This is a genomic window from Candidatus Campylobacter infans, from assembly GCF_013416015.1.
Lineage (GTDB): Bacteria > Campylobacterota > Campylobacteria > Campylobacterales > Campylobacteraceae > Campylobacter > Campylobacter infans.
In genome coordinates this window covers 80390-97564 of sequence record NZ_CP049075.1, presented here as the reverse complement: position 1 = coordinate 97564, position 17175 = coordinate 80390, and the positions used below count along the sequence as shown (strand labels likewise).

Genomic DNA, 17175 nt, shown 5'->3' with positions numbered 1-17175 from the left:
TTAGTTTAGGGTATTTACGAGTTTTGCTAGGCGAGATACACGGCGTGAAGCTGTTTGTTTTTTCAAAAATCCACGACTAACAAAAGCGTGAATGTTTTGGTTTGCGATTTTTAATGCTTGCTGGGCGGCGGTTTTATCGCCACTAGCGGTTGCTTCGCGCACTGCTTTTGTGATGTTTTTTAATCTTGTGCGGTAAAAGCGGTTAGCTTGTGTGCGTTTAATCGTCTGTCTAGCGCGTTTTTCTGATGATTTATGGTTTGCCATTTTATGCCTTTTATGAAAATTTTAAGCGCGGATTGTATCTAATAAAACATTAAATATAACTAAATTTAAGCAAAGTTTATGCTAAGAGTATAAAACTTAAAATACAAGCATTTTAGTTAAAATAGCTATAAATAGCGAATATTTCACTACATAAATACAATTTATTATAATATTAGGTTAAATTTTATAAAAATTTTAAAAGCATAAAATTAAAATTTTAAGTTTAACCCCTTAGCAAATTTGCTTAAAATTTCTTTTTGCTCATCACTAAGCATAAAGCTAAATTCACAACCATTTTGAATGAAATTTTGATTAAACGAAAAATTATTTGTGCGCGAAAAATGCTCTATGCGCGAAATAAGCGAAAATGGCACAACAAGGCAAAAATTTTCTTTTTTGATATATTGGATTAAATGCCCGCTAGTAGCTAAAATAGCGGTATTTGCACTAGTCCCATAAGCCCTTGCTAGCCCGCCAATGCCTAACTTAATCCCGCCAAAATACCGCACCACCAAGCAACACGCGTTTATCAAATCAGCACCGCGCAAGGTATTTAGCACAGCTGGCGCGCTGCTACCCTTTGGCTCGCCATCATCACTGCTATTTTCTACAATCTGGCCAAAATCATTTAAATATCTATACGCCCAAACAATATGCGCTGATTTTTCGTGCTTAATTTTTAGCTCTGCTTTTAGGCTGTGAAAATGCGAATACGGCGCTAAAAAGGCCAAAAATTTGCTTTTTTTAATTTCAAGTTCGCCGTTAAATTCTTTATCAATCAAAAACATAGCCCAAGTATAGCCAAAATCAAGGAATTTTAAAGCAAATCCGCTAAAATTACGCGCAAATTTTAAGGATCAAAAATGCTAAAAACTTGCTTATTCCCCGCTGCTGGCTATGGGACGCGCTTTTTGCCAGCTACTAAAAGCTTGCCAAAAGAAATGCTGCCGATTTTAACAAAACCCCTAATCCATTACGGCGTAGATGAAGCCTTAGAAGCTGGTATGAAAAATATGGCTTTTGTTACAGGGCGTGGTAAGCGAGCCTTGGAGGATTATTTTGATATAAGCTATGAGTTAGAGCACCAAATAGCAGGCTCTAAAAAAGAATATTTGCTAACTGAAATTAGGCAATTAATGAATGAATGTTCATTTAGTTTTACGCGCCAAAAGCAAATGCGCGGGCTTGGCGATGCGATTTATTCGGGGCGTTCGCTTGTAGGCGATGAGGCCTTTGGCGTGATTTTAGCTGATGATTTGTGTATAAATGAAGATGGCATTGGCGTAATGGCGCAAATGATCCAAATTTACGAAAAATACCGCTGCTCGATAGTAGCCGTAATGCAAGTAGATGATGAAAGCATACAAAATTACGGCGTAGTTGCTGGCAAAAATATAGACGAAAATTTAGTAATGGTAAGCGATATGATAGAAAAACCAGAGCCAAAAGACGCGCCCACAAACCTCGCAATAATCGGCCGATATATTCTAACGCCAGATATTTTTGAAGCAATCCAAACCACACAACCTGGCAAAAATGGCGAAATACAAATCACCGATGCGCTCTTAAAACAAGCCAAAAACGGCATGGTGCTAGCTTATAAATTTAAAGGCAGGCGTTTTGATTGTGGTTGCTTGGCTGGATTTGTAGAGGCTACAAACTTTTTTTACGAGCATTTATAATTAGCGCGCGTTTAAAATTTGGCTTTAAAATTTTAACATTTTATTTTATAAATTTTAAAAATTTAGCTGGCGGAATTTAAAATTTTATTTTATAAATTTTAAAAATTTAGCTAGCAAAATTTAAAATTTGAATTGGCAAATTTTAAAATTTAAACCTAAAATTTCAAACTCTTGCGCGCTAAAAATAATTAAAATTTTAAACGCAATAGGCAAAATATGTATTTAAATGAGCATTTTTTAAGCATTCAAGGCGAGGGCGCTTTTATGGGGCGTTTGGCGATTTTTTTGCGTTTTAATGGCTGTAATTTGCGTTGCGTTGGTTTTGGGGTGAAAAAATTAGCGCCAAATGGCCAAATTTTAACCGGCTGCGATACCATCAAGGCCGCACAAAGCGAGCATTTTAGCCCTGGCTTAAAAGCTAGCAAAGATGAGCTTATAAATATAGTAAAAAATTACAACGCGCCAAATGCGATGATAGTTTTAAGCGGTGGCGAGCCGCTGCTTTATCACGCAAATGCTGATTTTTTGGGCTTTATAGAGTTTATACTAGCTCAGGGCAAAATAATACAAATAGAAACAAATGGCACGATTTTTGTGGATTTTGAGAAATTTCAAGTGCTAAAAAACTGCTATTTTAGCGTGAGCGTAAAGCTAGCAAATAGCGCTGAGAGCAAGCATAGACGCATAAATGCGCGCGCTCTTAGCGCACTTTTTAATAACGCAAAATGCTTTTATAAATTCGTGCTAAGTGGCGATGAAAGCGAAATAGACGAAATTAACGAAATTTTAAACTTACAAAAGGGCGAGGTTTGGGCGATGAGCCTTGGAGCAAAAGCTAGCGAGCTAGAAAAAAGAGCCATAAAAGTAGTAAATCTTTGCTTAAAAAATGGCTTTAATTACTCAGATCGCTTGCATATAAGGCTTTGGGACGATAAAGAAGGCGTTTAAAAAACTTAGTTATAATGCGCGTTTATGAGATTAAACATCAAAAAGGGCGACTTTGATAATAGGCAGAATTTATGATTTTGAAGCAGCACATATCGTGCGCGATTGTTCTACGAAACGCTGTAAATACAGCATTCATGGGCATAGTTATACGCTTGAGGCGCGACTTAGTGCAAAAGGGCTTGATAAGGGCGGTATGATTTATGATTTTGGGCTTATGAAACGCGAAATAAAGGCACTTATAGATAGTTTTGATCATAGCACGATTTTTTACGCAAATGATAGCGATGAATACAAAAACGCCATAAAAACGCTAAGCGCAAGATGGGTGCAATTACCCTTTAATGCGAGCTGCGAGCAAATGGCAAGGGTGTTTTTTGCTTTAATTGATAAAATTTTAAATCAAACAATTATGAAAAATGGCGAAAATGGCGTGTTTTTAAAGGCCATAACGCTAAAAGAAACCGCTCGTGGCTGGGCTAGATTTACGCGCAAGGATTTTGAAAGTTTTGAGCGCGTAAGGCTTGATGAAATTATTTTTAGCCAACAAGTTAAAGCAGAAAATGGCGAAATTTTAAAAAAATTATTAAACAAAGAAAAATTTACAAATCCAAAAGAAATTTAAACTTTTAATTAAATTAGGATAAAAATGGGTCAAACTTATATTCTTTCGTTAGATTTACATTTATTTTTTGTTAAGCTTATTTTAATTTTTATGCTGGCGCACTTGGTGCTTGTGTGGCTAAAAAATAAAAATTTTGCTTATATTAAACGCTTGATGTTTTTCTTGCCGGCTTATTATTGCGTGCTTGCTTGTATTGTTTTTAGCGGGTTTTTAAACCTTGCGCTTTTGCATTTTAGTATGAACGCAAGCATTGTGGCTATGCTTGTAGCTAGCGTGGTTTTAATCATTTTGGGCGCAAAGGGTTTTAAAAAATTAAAAGCATTAAGAATCAATAATAATATAAAAAATTTTAGGATTTTTATGAGCATTAAAATTTTACTTGAAATGCTTGTAATTATTATAACTACGATAATATCGGTGAAATTTTAATGCAGTTTTTATACCACGAAAACGCAAGCGAGCAAATTTTAGAGCTTGATGGTGATGCTCTCAAACATATAAAAGCGCAAAGAAAACGCGTGGGCGATATTTTGCGGGTTCAAAATTTGCGCGAGTTTAGGGCGTATTTTTATGAAATTTGCGAGCTGGGGCGCAAGGCAACACTAAAATTAAACCACGCCAAAGAGCTAAGCGCCCAAGAATACAAAGGCAAAATAATCTGGGCTGTGTGCGATGTAAGCGTGATAGAGCGCACATTAGCAGGGCTTAATGAATTAGGGCTTGATGAATTGATTTTGGTTTATAGCCAGTATTCACAAGGCAATGTAAGGCTAGATTTTGCGCGATTTGGGCGGATTTTAGCGAATTCTTGTGAGCAATGCGGCAGGGCAAAAGCGTTAAAAATTAGCCTAAAAAATATAAGCGAAATTGATGAAAAATCCACGATTTTGCTTGATTTTGAGGGTGAGATTAAAGATTTAAAATTAAGCCAAAATCAAACGCTTTTTATTGGGCCTGAGGGCGGATTTAGCGAGGCTGAAAGGCAAAGATTTAAGCACAAAATCGCCCTTAATAGCCCGCTAATTTTACGCTCAAATACCGCAATAATTGCTTGCGTGGCTAAAATGTTGCTTTGATTTATGATCTCATACTAAAATGTCTGTAATTAGAGCTAATGATTTTTTGGCTTTTTGGCGGGATTAAATTCAAATTTATACTAACTTTATCAAGTTTAAATCCACCAAAAAAGTAAATTTTAAAATTTACTCTCAATTTTTAAAACAAGCCAAATTTTAAAATTTTAGCCTTTGAAAAAATCTAGGCTAGATCGCGCTTTTTAATGCCCTGGGCGTAATTTAGCAAGAAAGAGCAATCTTATAAAAGCCCTACTTTTTTATCATCGCCAAAGGCTGAGCTAAGCTCTGTTTTGATCTCATTTACAAAGCATTCAAGCGTGAAAATTCCGCTTTGGCTAATTGCTGTTTTAAGCGCAGTGCTTTTCATCACAAGCACGATTTGAGCGCCGCTTAATTCATATTTTGCTAAATCTTCAACACTAAAAGCCTTTTCAAATCTTGCGTTTTTTGGTAGCACCTTTTGCCAAATCTGCACCCTTTCATTAAAACTTGGCTTTTTAAACTCAATCTTATAATCAAACCTGCGCGAAAAAGCGTGATCTAGGCTTTGTAAAAAGTTCGTAGTAGCAATTAGCACGCCTTGAAATTTCTCAATCTGCTCTAAAAAAATATTTTGCATTTGATTGTGCATTTTTTCACTGCCGCTTACATTCACATCACTTCTTGCGCTTAAAAATTGATCTGCTTCATTTAGCAAAAGCACTGGCGCGCTCTTAGTTTTATCGCAAATTTCGCGGTAAGAATCAAAAATTTTTCTTACATTTTGCTCGCTCTCGCCTACATATTTGCTAAGAATTTTTGAACAATCAAAGCTTAAAACCTGCTTTTTTAGGCTTTTGGCAAGGCTTAACGCGCTCATTGTCTTGCCAGTGCCTGGCGGGCCATAAAATATCACCTTGGCATCTACGCCTTTTGAGGCTTTTATGCCCCAGTTTGCTAGGCGGTTTTGGACTTTTTTATCTAGCTGGGATAAAATCGCACCAATTAAATCTTTTGTTTTTTCATTTAGCACGACATCGCTAAGATCGCTATTTGGCTCTATTAACTCAAAAATTTCGCTATTTTTTACTATGCTTTTTAGCTTCATTTTTTTAGCTTGCGAGCTTGATTTAGGATGCATTATCGCACTAAGGGTATCTTCTGCGATGAAAAAATTACGCGAAACTGAGCCAAAAGGCGTTAAAATTTCATCATATTCAATAATCCCGCTTTCAACCAAACGCCCGCCATCTTCTAAAAGAGAGCGATTTTTCATTCTATCCATTTCTCCATCGCTTATAAGCCCTAAAAGCGTGCCTAGTTCGCGTAAAGAGCCACTATCTTGCTCGCCATATTCTTCTTTTAAAAGTGCTAAAAAAATCACCTGCTCTTTAACATCTAAATTATTATCTTTAAAAATTTGCTCACACGGCAAAAGGGTTTTGCTGATTTTTAGCCTTGCGCCTATGGCTTTTTCAATGCTTTTGATTTTTTGATTGATATCGCTTTTTTGCGCGTTTTGATTTAACCTGCGCACATATAGCTCCACGCGTAAAAATTGATCTTTTAAATACTCTAAATGATCGATGTAAGGCTCTTTTGATGGAGATTTTGTAGTGCTACTATTTTCTATTAAATGTAAAAAATTCTCACTCAAAGCTAGCTCAGCATTAAGCAAGCCTAGCTTACTGGTGTTTTGACGCTCTTTTAAAAAGGGGTTAAACCCAGCCAAAACATAGCCTAAATCCATTAAATTTTTAACATCATCTAATAGCTCTAAATGCGAAAAATCCTTGGCTTTTGGCTTTTTTATGGCACTTAATAATTCATAACAACCCAAACTAGAAACGCCTACAATATATTTTTCAAGTAAAAGTTTAAGTATTTTAAGCTCGTTTTGGGTGCAATTTAAGATATTAAAAATTTCGCTTTTTTGGTTATTTTCTAAGAAATCTTTTAGATATTTCACGGCTTTGTCCTAAAAAATCGTGGTTATAGCAAATTTGTGCTTTAAGCTTGGTTAAGATAAGCTAAATTTTAAACTTTACTAATTAAAATTTTAGGTTTTTTGGGTGTTAAATCCATAAATTTTATTTTAAAATTTATTTAGATTCTTGGCTCTCCGCTATATTTAATTTGATCATCTGGCGTGTTTTCTAATTGATTTATGATTTTTACTATATCGTTATTTTTGGCTTTTTTGATATCCTCATCTAACTCTTCATAATTATAAATCATCGCTACATCGCTTACGCCTGGGATATTTTCTAAGGCGCGAAAAATCCTTATTTGCCCATTTGTATCATCGCTTTGTATTAGTGCTACGATTTTATCATCCCCGCTAGCCATTATTTGAGCAAGCTCGCTTATAAGCTTGCCCAGCTCGCTTTTATTCGCATCTGCTTTTAATGTTATTACCACGCTTGAAATATTCATTTTAACTCCCAAAATTGCACAAAATTATCATATCCTGCGCCTATTAAAATTTCATCATAAAAAAATAAATAATTTAAACTAGCCCCATCGTAATTTAATTTTTTTATGATACTAGCATTTTTATCTATGATGTTTATGCCGTTTTCTAGGCTATAAGCGCCGTATTTTTGGCTAAGAGCCGTGGCATAAACTAAAAATTTAGTATCAAAATAATGCGCTCTTAGTCCATCAAAATAATAAGCTTGCTTATCAGCTGATCCGCTAAGCAAGCGAGAATTTTCTAAACTAAGAGAATAAATGCTGTCTTTTTGGGCTTCTATTTTGCTAAGTAGGGTTTTGCTAGCGGTATTAAATAAAAATATAACACCTCCCTCGCAGCCCAAAGCCAGCGTATTTTGCGCCCTATCAAAACTAGCATCGCCAAAGCTTGATGTGCTTAATTTTGTGCTAAAAACGCTTTTTTGGCTTTTTAAATCAAAATAATAAATTTCACTGCTAAAACTCAACAAAACTATGGTATTTTCATCAAGGATGATTATTTTTTTGACATTATCTAAGGGCAGATTTATAATTTTTAGTTTTGAGTTTTGTTTTAAGATTCCAAGATTTTTTGAGCCATTATCGCCTTCTATTAATAAAGCCAAAAGTCCGTTGTATTCATCGATGTCGTAAATTTTAGCATTTATGTTAGTTTCAAAAAAATTTGAAATTTTAGGCGTAGTAGCTAGTAGGGTTTTAGGATTTATGTTTTGTTTAGCTTTTAAAAAATCTAGCGTGCTTTTAAGATTATATTTATAAAGCTCGCCATTATCAAGCCCTATAAAAAGCTCATCATTGCTAAGTTTGAGCGCGCTTACATTTGCGCTAAGATTTAACTTAAAATCTGCCCAAAGCGCGCTAAAAATAAAAGCAAAAATCAAAAAAAATCTAGCAAACATTTATAGCCCCGCGTAGGCAATTTTGCACGCAAAGATCGCAATTATTTGCGCTACATTTATCATTTATTACAGGGCGAAAAAGCCCTAAAAACTCAATTGCTTTTTTAGGACAGCTATCTTGACAGGCATTACAAATCACATTATCCCAAGCTAAACAAAGCTTTGTATTTATTATGGCTTTTTTGTTTTGCTCGTTTTTGTATTGCTTGGATTTTTTTTCTAAAAAGCTATTTAAACCCATTTGAACCCTAAACTAACTAATTAAAATTTTAATTACTCAACGCCTTGATTTAATATATCTATTAAATTGGATTTGCTTTTGCCATCTTTATATCTAAACTCGCTTTTGAAAGTATTTTTTACAAGTGGCTTAGCATCTGCTTGCTCTACATGGCACTGGGTGCAATTAAAACGCTCTTGACTTAGCGCGCCGGCTAAATCCTTGCCACTAAACATATCGGTTAAATGGCTTTTTGGCACTGCTGTAGCACCCAAATCCTTAGCCACTTCTGGCATATGGCAAGTAACGCATGAATTATTATCAGTAGTTATAGGCACTAAATCTTCAAGGCTGTGTGAGATTAATGGCGGAGCGTTTTCAAAGCTACGCTCTATTAGCTTGCTTGATCCAGCAAAATCAGCGTCCCATTTAATCTCAGGTAGGCTTAGATTTTCATCTAATAAACTAGTGTTTCTAAGGCCTATTTTTGTGTCATCTATGGCTTTTGCGCCAAAAAGCGTGCTAAGAAGTGCTAGCGATAGCACACAAATTAAATGTTTTTTCATTTTTGTCCCCCTATTTTTAAAATACTAAAATTTAATGCGTCATCTTTGCATATTTCTACACAACGACCACAACTTATACATTCAAAACCAACAAAACCATCACTTTTACCCACAAGCCCAAGCGGGCGTGGCTCAGGGCAAATGGCCTTACAAGCATTACATTTGGTGCAGTTTGCTACCTTATGTTTTATGCGTATTAGGCTATAATAGCTAGCAAAAGCCCAAAATGCCCCAAGCGGGCAAAGGTGCGAACAAATCAACCTTTTTTGAACGAAAATTTCAAGCGCAAGTATTATAATAGCTATACTAAAAGCACTGCTATTTAAAAACACCACCGCGCGCGTAAATGCGCCTATTTGGCTAAAACTTTCAAACACGGCTATATGAAAGCAAAAGCTACCAAGCAAAACTAAAACAAGCACATAATACCTAGCATTTGGACTAAAACTACTAAGATTATGCGCAAATTTTAATCTAGCCTTAATCCACGCTCCAAGATCGCTTAGCAAATTTATAGGACAAACCCAGCCACAAAATGCTCTATGTGCTATAAGAGCGTAAAATGCTAAGATTATACAAGCGCCTATTATGCTAGCACTTGCTAAGCCAAAACCAGCTAAAAGCAACTGTAAAACCGCAAAAGGATCACTCAAACCAAGGCTTTTAAAAAGCAAAGACGAGCTTAAATCACCCTCTAAAAATTTTAAAATTCCAGCATTGCCTAACACAAAAAGCACTAAAATTAAAATTTGAACGCTATGTCTTATAATGCTAAATTTCATAGCTCATCTCCATTATTTAAATAATCTAGGCTTTTTTTGCTGTCTAATTTAATGTGCGTATTTATATCTTCAAGCTTAGCATCATCGCCTTGGATCCAGCCCTTTACATAATGCTCATTTATTTTGCCTAGCACGATATCGCGTGGCAAAACGCTAATAGCGGATTTTTCTGTGATACAAGCCTTTTGGCATTTGCCACAACCCGTGCAATAATCACTATCTATCACAGGCAAAAGCATTGCGTGCTTGCCGGTGCGTTCATTATGGCGATAATCAATAAAAATCGCCTTATCTATAACAGGACAAGCGCGGTAACACGCATCGCATTGAACGCCAAAATACGCCACACAGCTTTTTTCATCTATTACGGCTACGCCCATTTTGGCTTTATTTATATTTAATTGCCCGTTTTCATTTGATACTAATTTTGGCTCTAAGGCGCCAGTTGGGCAAGCCATAAGACAAGGTATATCCTCACACATAAAACAAGGCGTTATTCTTGGCGTAAAAAACGGCGTCCCCATAGCCACACCAAAATCCCCAAAACTAGCCAATTTTAATGTATCATACGGGCAAGCACTCACACAAAGTCCGCAGCGAATACATTTGCTTAAAAACTCTTCCTTGCTTAAAGCCCCTGGCGGTCTAAGCTCTAAGACTTCATTTGCCGCCGCGTATTCATAAATGCCAGCACCACCAGCTAAGGCTAAGCCTAGTAAAGAAAAACCAGTTTTAATAGCATCTCGCCTTTGCATTGCTACACCTTTGGGCTAAATTTTGTAGGCTAGAAATTTTAATTTATTACAAATTTTAAAATTTCACAGCTCTTAATAACTTACGCCTTATATACTCTTACGGCGCATTTTTTATAATCCGTTTCTTTCGAAAGCGGACAAGTAGCATCTAAGCATACTTTATTTATCAACACATTTTCATCAAACCAAGGCACATAAATTAAGCCAACTGGTGGTTTATTGCGCCCTCTAAAATCCACCCTTACTTTTACTTTACCGCGGCGACTTTCTACCCAAACTATATCATTTTGAGCTATGCCTAGTTTTTTGCCATCATCTTCGTGCATATAGCATAATGCCTCAGGCACAGCGCGGTAAAGCTCAGGCACGCGCATAGTCATCGTCCCACTATGCCAATGCTCCAAAACGCGCCCAGTACATAGCCAAAGCGGGTATTTTTCATCAGGCATTTCAGCAGGATCCATATAAGGACGGAAGAAAATTTTACCCTTATTTTTAAAGCTTACCTTTTGGCCATCGCCGGCTTTTGTTAGGCTACCAAAAGGCAAGGCGCCTTGATTGCCATAAAATGCAAATTCTCCATTTGGATTAGCTTTTTTGGCGTAAATATCGTATTTTGTATTAAAACGCCACTGCGTTTCTTTGCCATCAATTACAGGCCATCTTAGCCCGCGCACTCTGTGATAAGTATCAAAACTAGCAAGATCGTGCGCGTGTCCTAGCCCAAATTGTCTGTATTCTTCCCAAAGAGATTTTTGCACGAAAAATCCACAGCCCTTATAAACCTTGCCATCGCCATCTTTTACCTTTCTTTTATCGCCAAAAACTTCTGTATTATCAAAATCTTCCATAATAGGATCTTTTGGCGTAAATGCCTTAGCAAAATCATTAGCATAAAGCACATCATACAAGCTACTTTCAGGGCTATATCCTAGTTTAATGGCATCATCAAGCACATTTGGCAAGCTTAATTTATCATCAATTTTATGCTCGCCCCAAACATCTTTTAATTTAAAGCGTTTTGAAAATTCCATCATTTGCCAAGTATCGCTCATAGCCTCGCCAACAGGCAACACCTGCTGTCTCCAATGCTGCGTGCGGCGCTCAGCATTGCCATAAGAACCCCATTTTTCATAAATCATCGCCGTAGGCAAAATCAAATCCGCTACTTTTGCGCTAACGCCAGGATATGGATCGCTTACAACGATAAAATTATCCATTTGTCTTGCAGCTTTTATCCAGTGATTAGCATTTGCTGTGTTATGCCAAGGGTTATTTACATGCACCCAAACCCATTTTATTTTTCCATCTTCAAGATCACGCATAATTTTTACAAAAGGTGAGCCAGGGCGCGGATTTAGCGTGCCTGATGGTAAATTCCAAATTTTTTCTGTAATTTCTCTGTGTTTTGGATTAGCCACTACCATATCAGCTGGCAAACGATGCGAAAAGGTTCCAACCTCTCGCGCTGTCCCACAAGCTGATGGCTGTCCAGTTAGCGAGAATGCGCCATTGCCTGGTTTTGCTTGTTTGCCTAGTAAAAAATGCACCATATAAGCTTGCTCATTTACCCAAGTGCCTCTTGAATGCTGATTAAAGCCCATAGTCCAAAAACTAACAACACGGCGAGATTTTTCTATATATAAATCTGCCAAGGCTTTTAATTTTTTCTTAAAATCATCTAGGCTTTCGTTATTATCGCCTTTTGCTAGGTTTGCTACAAAATCAAGCGTATAAGGTGCTAATGCCTTTTTAAAATCTTCAAAGGTTATTTGCCAATGAGCATCGGGCTTATTAGAATTTTTATTTTCCATAACCTGTCCTTGCTTATAGCCAGCATAAGCAAGGCTTACGCCTTCTGCCTCACTAATTACTTTTGATTTTTCTTTTGCAGCGGTGTCAAGCTCGCTTGGGGAGTATTTTGGGTGATTTATATTAGAGCGCAAGCCATAGCCGATATCCACAGGGCCAGTAGCAAAAGTGCAATAATTTTTCACAAATTCCATATCAATAGCTTTTGGATTATTATAAACTATCTCGCGCGCTATATAATTTAAAATCGCAAGATCGGTATTTGGGCGGAATATTATTTCTAAATCAGCTATATTTGAAGTTCTGCTTGAAAAAGTAGAAAGATTTACCACCTTTACCTTTGTAGGATCTTTTAGTTTTCTATCGCTTACGCGCGCCCATAAAACAGGATGCATTTCAGCCATATTTGCGCCCCAGCATATGATGGTATCGGTTAGCTCTATATCATCATAACAGCCTGATGGTTCATCTATGCCAAAGGTTTGCATAAAAGCCACCACCGCACTTGCCATACAATGCCTTGCGTTTGGGTCTATGTTATTTGAGCGAAAACCACCTTTTATTAGCTTAACCGCAGCGTAGCCTTCTTGAATGGTGTATTGTCCGCTACCAAAAACGCCTATGCCAGTTGGGCCTTTTTGGGTATAGGCTTTTCTAAATTGCTTTTCCATCTCATCAAAGGCTCTTTTCCAGCTTACTTGAGCAAATTTGCCATTTTTATCAAACTCACCCTTGGAATTTACACGCAAAAGTGGTTTTGTAATCCTATCTTCTCCATACATTATCTTAGCGTTAAAATAGCCTTTAATGCAATTTAAACCGCGATTTACCGGAGCTAGCGGGTCGCCTTTTGTGGCTACAATTTTGCCATTTTTAGTAGCTACCATAATGCCACAACCCGTCCCACAAAACCTACACACAGCCTTGTCCCAGCGCCAATTCGCTTTATCTTGTGGCTGAGCATTTAGCGGGCTAGCAATGCCAGCCACACTACACGCAGCCGCAACTGCTGAGCTTTTTATAAACTCTCGTCTATCCATCTTTTCTCCTTTGCGTAGAAGTTTTATGAGCGTAATTTTAGCCCAAAATTTTATGCTTTTTTAGCCTAAAATTTTAAATATAAAAAAATAATTTATTATTTTAAGATTTATTTAATCGCATTTAACTAAGAATTATAAAGGCTGATATTTCTTAAAAGATGAAATTTCATATATTTTTGTTTTGTTTAAAAATAATTTTTATTTTACAATAAGGCAATTCTTATAAGGCTTATCAATTAAAATTTATAAATTATTTTTTTATATATAAAAATTTTATTAAAATTTTAAAATTTATTTTTAAAATTTGAAAATTTATTTTGGATTATCTTATTTTTTTAATGCGGGTTTTTCCAAGTTTATAAATGCGCGAAGCAGGCGCTAGAAAAAAATGCTCGCCTATAACCTCGCTGGCTTTTTGTTTTGCCCATTTTTCATTAAAGCTAGAATTATGAAAATTTGCGCTACTACTATATGCAAAACCGCCACGAAAATTAGCCAAAAAGGCGTTATACTCGCTATTTTGTGATACTCTAATACAAAGATTATTTGCGTAAATAAAACTAGTTTTTTTAGCCTTGCGGATTAAAATTTTATGTGCTTTTGGCACTCTGGCTAAATTTTTTAAGGCTAAAAATGAATTAGCGGTGATTAAGCATTTTGTGCGCTCATTGCGACCTTTTAGCGCGTTTATGGCTTTGTAATTTTTACTTACAAAGCCTGCTGTGGTGTCGCTTTGGATTAGATAAATTTTATTTTCATCAAAAGCCATCGCGCGTTCTTAATTTAAGCCAAAAACTCTTGTAAGCTTTTAACTTCAAGGGCGGATTTAGTATGCGGGATAGACCAAGCCGCTATTAAGGCTGTGCGAATATTTGTAAAATACGGCAATTTAAAGCGCAATACAGCTTGACGGATTTTATATGTATCACTGCTGCTTGATTTAGTATCGCTAGTATTTACCACAAGCGCGATCTCGCCATTTTTAATTTTATCTTCTATATTTGGGCGTCCTTGGCTGATCTTATAAACTAGCTCGCACTCTATATCTTGGTTTTTAAAATACTTATAAGTCCCGCCAGTAGCTAAAATGCTAAATCCGCATTCAAGCAGTTTTTTGGCTAATTCTACGCCCCTTGCCTTATCATTATCGGCCAAACTTATAAAAACCGCGCCAGAGCTTGGTAATTCATTTTTTGCGCTTAATTGACTTTTGATAAAACTTTTTTCAAAACTATCGCTTATGCCCATTACTTCGCCCGTGCTTTTCATTTCAGGTCCTAGCACAATATCAGCGCCATGCATTTTATCAAATGGGAAAACGCTTTCTTTAACGCATATTTGCCCTTTTGAGCGCGCTGTGTAAATATCGCCCTTTTTTTCAAGCACATTAAACTTATCATAAAATTTTAATGCTTCAAGCAAATCGCCCTTACACATTACCCGCGTGGCTATTTTAGCCAGCGGCATACCAGTAGCCTTGCTTACAAAAGGCACGGTGCGACTTGCGCGCGGATTTACTTCTATTATATAAAGTTCATTTTGAGATACGGCAAATTGTATATTCATCAAGCCAATTACACCCAAACTTATAGCGATTTTTCGCGTGCTTTCTTCTACTAAGATTATCATTTCAGGGCTTAATGAACGCGGTGGCAAAATACTTGCACTATCGCCACTATGAATGCCAGCTTCTTCAATATGCTCCATAATCGCGCCTATATAAACCTCTTTACCATCACTAATTGCATCTACATCAAGCTCAGTGGCATTTTGTAAGAATTTATCAAGTAAAACAGGCGAATTATTACTAACCTCTACGGCTTCGCTCATATATTCAATTAATTCGCTCTCATTATGCACGCGGCGCATAGCTCGCCCACCAAGCACATAGCTAGGACGCACTAGCACAGGATAGCCTATTTTAGACGCTTTGCTTATGGCTTCGCTTTCGCTAATAGCTGTGTCGTTGCTAGGTTGCTTGATGCCTAATTTTGTAATAAACTCGCTAAATTTCTTTCTATCTTCTGCTAAATCAATAGCTCTTGCGCTAGTGCCTATGATTTTGCTTTGAATTAATGAGAGCATTTTAGAAAATCTAAGTGGAGTTTGCCCGCCAAAATGCACTATTACGCCATCTGGGCGTTCTTTTTCTATTAAGGCGCGTAAATGCTCAAAATCAATCGGCTCAAAATACAATTCATCGCTAGTATCATAATCTGTGCTAACAGTTTCAGGGTTGCAATTATACATTATGCTTTTTATGCCTAAATCTTTTAAGGCAAAGCTAGCATGCACGCAACAATAATCAAACTCTATGCCCTGACCTATGCGATTTGGCCCGCCGCCTATTATTAGCACTTTTTTTGTAGTTTTAAGGCTTTTAAACTCAGCTGGTATTTTTACGCCATTATCAACGCTAACGCTTGAATAAAGATAAGGCGTAAGCGCTTCAAACTCGCCAGCACAAGTATCTACTTGAAAATAATCATGCTCTATCTCGTATTTTTTCATAGCATAAAAAACATCATTTTGGCTTAGCTCTAAATTATCATTTTTATTTATTAAAAAAGCTATCATTTTATCGCTAAATCCCATTGTTTTAGCTCGTCTTAAAAGTGCTGGATTATTTAAAATATCCATATTTATGTATTTTTCAAATTCCACTATTTGGCTAATTTCATTTAAAAACCACGGATCGATCTTGCTAAGAGAGTAAATTTCATCTAAACTAAAACCATCTCTAAAAGCTTGTGCTAGATATAAAATTCTTTTTTCATGCCCGCTTCTTAGCCCGCGTTCTAGCTCATTATGGCTAAGCTCTAAATAATCAAACCCACTATATCCGCGCTCTAAACTACAAAGAGCCTTTTGTATGCTTTCTTTAAAAGTGCGCCCTATTGCCATAACCTCGCCCACGCTTTTCATCGCCGTGCCAAGAGTTTGGTTAGTGCCCGGAAATTTTTCAAAAGTAAAGCGCGGGATTTTTGTAACTATATAATCAATCACCGGCTCAAAACTTGCTGGCGTGCCGGTTATATCGTTTTTAATCTCATCTAAACTAAACCCAACTGCTAGCATTGTGGCGACTTTTGCTATTGGATAGCCTGTGGCCTTGCTAGCAAGTGCTGAGCTACGGCTAACGCGCGGATTCATTTCAATTACTGTCATACGCCCATCTTTTGGATTTATGGCAAATTGCACATTGCTTCCGCCAGTATCCACACCTATTTCGCGTAAAATTTTAAAGCTAAAATCGCGCATTCTTTGGTATTCTTTATCGGTTAAACTAAGAGCTGGGGCCACTGTGATGCTATCGCCAGTATGCACGCCCATAGGATCAAAATTTTCAATGGAGCAAACTATAATGCAATTATCATTTTTATCGCGAATTACCTCCATTTCGTATTCTTTCCAGCCTAGCAAACTTTCTTCAATTAAAATTTCATTTATCGGGCTAGCATCTAAGCCAGCCTCAGCAAGCACCTTAAACTCGTCTATATTATACGCCACGCCACTACCAGCACCGCCAAGTGTGTAGCTAGCGCGAATAATTAGCGGAAAACCTATTTCATTTGCTGCGTGCATTGCCTCATCGGCATTATAAGCATAAGTTGATTTTGGCAAATCCATACCGATTTTTTGCATAGATTTTTTAAACTCAACTCTATCTTCGCCTTTTTTAATCGCTTCTGGGTTTGCGCCGATAAACTCCGCCCCGTAAAGCTCGTTTTTTTCATATAACTCCATAGCCACATTTAAAGCTACTTGGCCGCCCATTGTAGGCAAAATGGCGTCAATTTTTTCTTTTTGGATTATGCGCGAAATGCTTTGTGTGGTAATAGGCTCTATATAAGTAGCATCGGCAAAATCAGGATCTGTCATAATAGTGGCTGGATTAGAATTTATAAGCACTACGCGATATCCTAAATCTTTTAGCGTTTTAGCTGCTTGCGTGCCACTATAATCAAACTCACAAGCTTGACCAATCACAATAGGCCCGCTACCAATCAATAAAATATTTTTTATATCAGATCGTTTTGGCATAAATTATCCTT

17 protein-coding genes are annotated in these 17175 nt (G+C 36.8%); 5 read left to right on the top strand and 12 right to left on the bottom strand.

The genetic code is table 11. The annotated features are described in order from the left end of the window. Complete coding sequence (rpsT, locus tag CINF_RS00465; protein WP_178695712.1) at nt 1-264, bottom strand: 30S ribosomal protein S20; 264 nt, start codon at nt 262-264, stop codon at nt 1-3. A 209-nt stretch (nt 265-473) separates the two neighbouring features. Further along, nucleotides 474-1052, bottom strand: a complete 579-nt coding sequence (locus CINF_RS00460) for a YigZ family protein (protein WP_179975338.1) — start codon at nt 1050-1052, stop codon at nt 474-476. A 75-nt stretch (nt 1053-1127) separates the two neighbouring features. Here CINF_RS00460 and galU point away from each other — a divergent pair, with 75 nt between their 5' ends. The 5 genes from galU (at nt 1128) to CINF_RS00435 (ending at nt 4592) form a co-directional block, all read left to right on the top strand. Further along, complete coding sequence (gene galU / locus CINF_RS00455; RefSeq protein ID WP_178695708.1) at nt 1128-1946, top strand: UTP--glucose-1-phosphate uridylyltransferase GalU; 819 nt, start codon at nt 1128-1130, stop codon at nt 1944-1946. Nucleotides 1947-2162: 216 nt separating this feature from the next. Continuing rightward, the gene (locus CINF_RS00450; protein ID WP_179975337.1) at nt 2163-2894 is read left to right on the top strand and encodes a 7-carboxy-7-deazaguanine synthase QueE; all 732 of its coding nucleotides are present in this window, start codon (nt 2163-2165) and stop codon (nt 2892-2894) included. 52 nt (nt 2895-2946) lie between these two features. Next, nucleotides 2947-3516: a 6-pyruvoyl trahydropterin synthase family protein gene (locus CINF_RS00445; protein WP_178695704.1), complete on the top strand. Its 570-nt coding sequence runs from the start codon at nt 2947-2949 to the stop codon at nt 3514-3516. 24 nt (nt 3517-3540) lie between these two features. Further along, on the top strand, nt 3541-3945 hold the full coding sequence (locus CINF_RS00440; RefSeq protein WP_178695702.1) for a hypothetical protein: 405 nt from the start codon (nt 3541-3543) through the stop codon (nt 3943-3945). Beyond that, nucleotides 3945-4592 carry an RsmE family RNA methyltransferase gene (locus tag CINF_RS00435; RefSeq protein ID WP_179975336.1) on the top strand — a complete coding sequence of 216 codons (648 nt, stop codon included), beginning with the start codon at nt 3945-3947 and terminating at the stop codon, nt 4590-4592. The genes CINF_RS00440 and CINF_RS00435 overlap by 1 nt, the downstream gene beginning before the upstream one ends. A gap of 238 nt (nt 4593-4830) precedes the next feature. On the opposite strand, the gene CINF_RS00430 is transcribed toward CINF_RS00435, so the two are convergent. From CINF_RS00430 to carB, 10 genes are all read right to left on the bottom strand, one after another. Further along, nucleotides 4831-6540 carry an ATP-binding protein gene (locus tag CINF_RS00430; protein ID WP_179975335.1) on the bottom strand — a complete coding sequence of 570 codons (1710 nt, stop codon included), beginning with the start codon at nt 6538-6540 and terminating at the stop codon, nt 4831-4833. A 137-nt stretch (nt 6541-6677) separates the two neighbouring features. Further along, a complete protein-coding gene (locus CINF_RS00425; protein WP_179975334.1) occupies nt 6678-7007 on the bottom strand; it encodes a chaperone NapD in 330 nt (109 codons plus the stop codon). After that, a complete protein-coding gene (locus tag CINF_RS00420) occupies nt 7004-7945 on the bottom strand; it encodes a WD40 repeat domain-containing protein (RefSeq protein WP_179975333.1) in 942 nt (313 codons plus the stop codon). The genes CINF_RS00425 and CINF_RS00420 overlap by 4 nt, the downstream gene beginning before the upstream one ends. Next, nucleotides 7935-8186: a 4Fe-4S dicluster domain-containing protein gene (locus CINF_RS00415; protein WP_179975332.1), complete on the bottom strand. Its 252-nt coding sequence runs from the start codon at nt 8184-8186 to the stop codon at nt 7935-7937. Before CINF_RS00415 ends, CINF_RS00420 begins: the two co-directional genes overlap by 11 nt. A gap of 32 nt (nt 8187-8218) precedes the next feature. Beyond that, nucleotides 8219-8731: a nitrate reductase cytochrome c-type subunit gene (locus CINF_RS00410; protein WP_179975331.1), complete on the bottom strand. Its 513-nt coding sequence runs from the start codon at nt 8729-8731 to the stop codon at nt 8219-8221. Next, nucleotides 8728-9513, bottom strand: a complete 786-nt coding sequence (napH, locus tag CINF_RS00405; RefSeq protein ID WP_179975330.1) for a quinol dehydrogenase ferredoxin subunit NapH — start codon at nt 9511-9513, stop codon at nt 8728-8730. The genes CINF_RS00410 and napH overlap by 4 nt, the downstream gene beginning before the upstream one ends. Then, the gene (gene napG / locus CINF_RS00400; protein ID WP_179975329.1) at nt 9510-10268 is read right to left on the bottom strand and encodes a ferredoxin-type protein NapG; all 759 of its coding nucleotides are present in this window, start codon (nt 10266-10268) and stop codon (nt 9510-9512) included. The genes napH and napG overlap by 4 nt, the downstream gene beginning before the upstream one ends. Nucleotides 10269-10348: 80 nt before the next feature. Then, complete coding sequence (gene napA, locus CINF_RS00395) at nt 10349-13120, bottom strand: nitrate reductase catalytic subunit NapA (protein ID WP_179975328.1); 2772 nt, start codon at nt 13118-13120, stop codon at nt 10349-10351. A 322-nt stretch (nt 13121-13442) separates the two neighbouring features. Then, a complete protein-coding gene (locus tag CINF_RS00390) occupies nt 13443-13889 on the bottom strand; it encodes a Sua5 YciO YrdC YwlC family protein (protein WP_178695673.1) in 447 nt (148 codons plus the stop codon). Nucleotides 13890-13903: 14 nt separating this feature from the next. Beyond that, nucleotides 13904-17164: a carbamoyl-phosphate synthase large subunit gene (carB, locus tag CINF_RS00385; RefSeq protein ID WP_178695671.1), complete on the bottom strand. Its 3261-nt coding sequence runs from the start codon at nt 17162-17164 to the stop codon at nt 13904-13906. Nucleotides 17165-17175 lie beyond the last annotated feature (11 nt).

Coding starts and splice junctions, on each gene's coding strand:
- rpsT (WP_178695712.1), bottom strand. CDS start 264: ATGGCAAACCATAAATCATCAGAAAAACGCGCTAGACAGACGATTAAA.
- CINF_RS00460 (WP_179975338.1), bottom strand. CDS start 1,052: ATGTTTTTGATTGATAAAGAATTTAACGGCGAACTTGAAATTAAAAAA.
- galU (WP_178695708.1), top strand. CDS start 1,128: ATGCTAAAAACTTGCTTATTCCCCGCTGCTGGCTATGGGACGCGCTTT.
- CINF_RS00450 (WP_179975337.1), top strand. CDS start 2,163: ATGTATTTAAATGAGCATTTTTTAAGCATTCAAGGCGAGGGCGCTTTT.
- CINF_RS00440 (WP_178695702.1), top strand. CDS start 3,541: ATGGGTCAAACTTATATTCTTTCGTTAGATTTACATTTATTTTTTGTT.
- CINF_RS00435 (WP_179975336.1), top strand. CDS start 3,945: ATGCAGTTTTTATACCACGAAAACGCAAGCGAGCAAATTTTAGAGCTT.
- CINF_RS00425 (WP_179975334.1), bottom strand. CDS start 7,007: ATGAATATTTCAAGCGTGGTAATAACATTAAAAGCAGATGCGAATAAA.
- CINF_RS00420 (WP_179975333.1), bottom strand. CDS start 7,945: ATGTTTGCTAGATTTTTTTTGATTTTTGCTTTTATTTTTAGCGCGCTT.
- CINF_RS00415 (WP_179975332.1), bottom strand. CDS start 8,186: ATGGGTTTAAATAGCTTTTTAGAAAAAAAATCCAAGCAATACAAAAAC.
- CINF_RS00410 (WP_179975331.1), bottom strand. CDS start 8,731: ATGAAAAAACATTTAATTTGTGTGCTATCGCTAGCACTTCTTAGCACG.
- napH (WP_179975330.1), bottom strand. CDS start 9,513: ATGAAATTTAGCATTATAAGACATAGCGTTCAAATTTTAATTTTAGTG.
- napG (WP_179975329.1), bottom strand. CDS start 10,268: ATGCAAAGGCGAGATGCTATTAAAACTGGTTTTTCTTTACTAGGCTTA.
- napA (WP_179975328.1), bottom strand. CDS start 13,120: ATGGATAGACGAGAGTTTATAAAAAGCTCAGCAGTTGCGGCTGCGTGT.
- CINF_RS00390 (WP_178695673.1), bottom strand. CDS start 13,889: ATGGCTTTTGATGAAAATAAAATTTATCTAATCCAAAGCGACACCACA.
- carB (WP_178695671.1), bottom strand. CDS start 17,164: ATGCCAAAACGATCTGATATAAAAAATATTTTATTGATTGGTAGCGGG.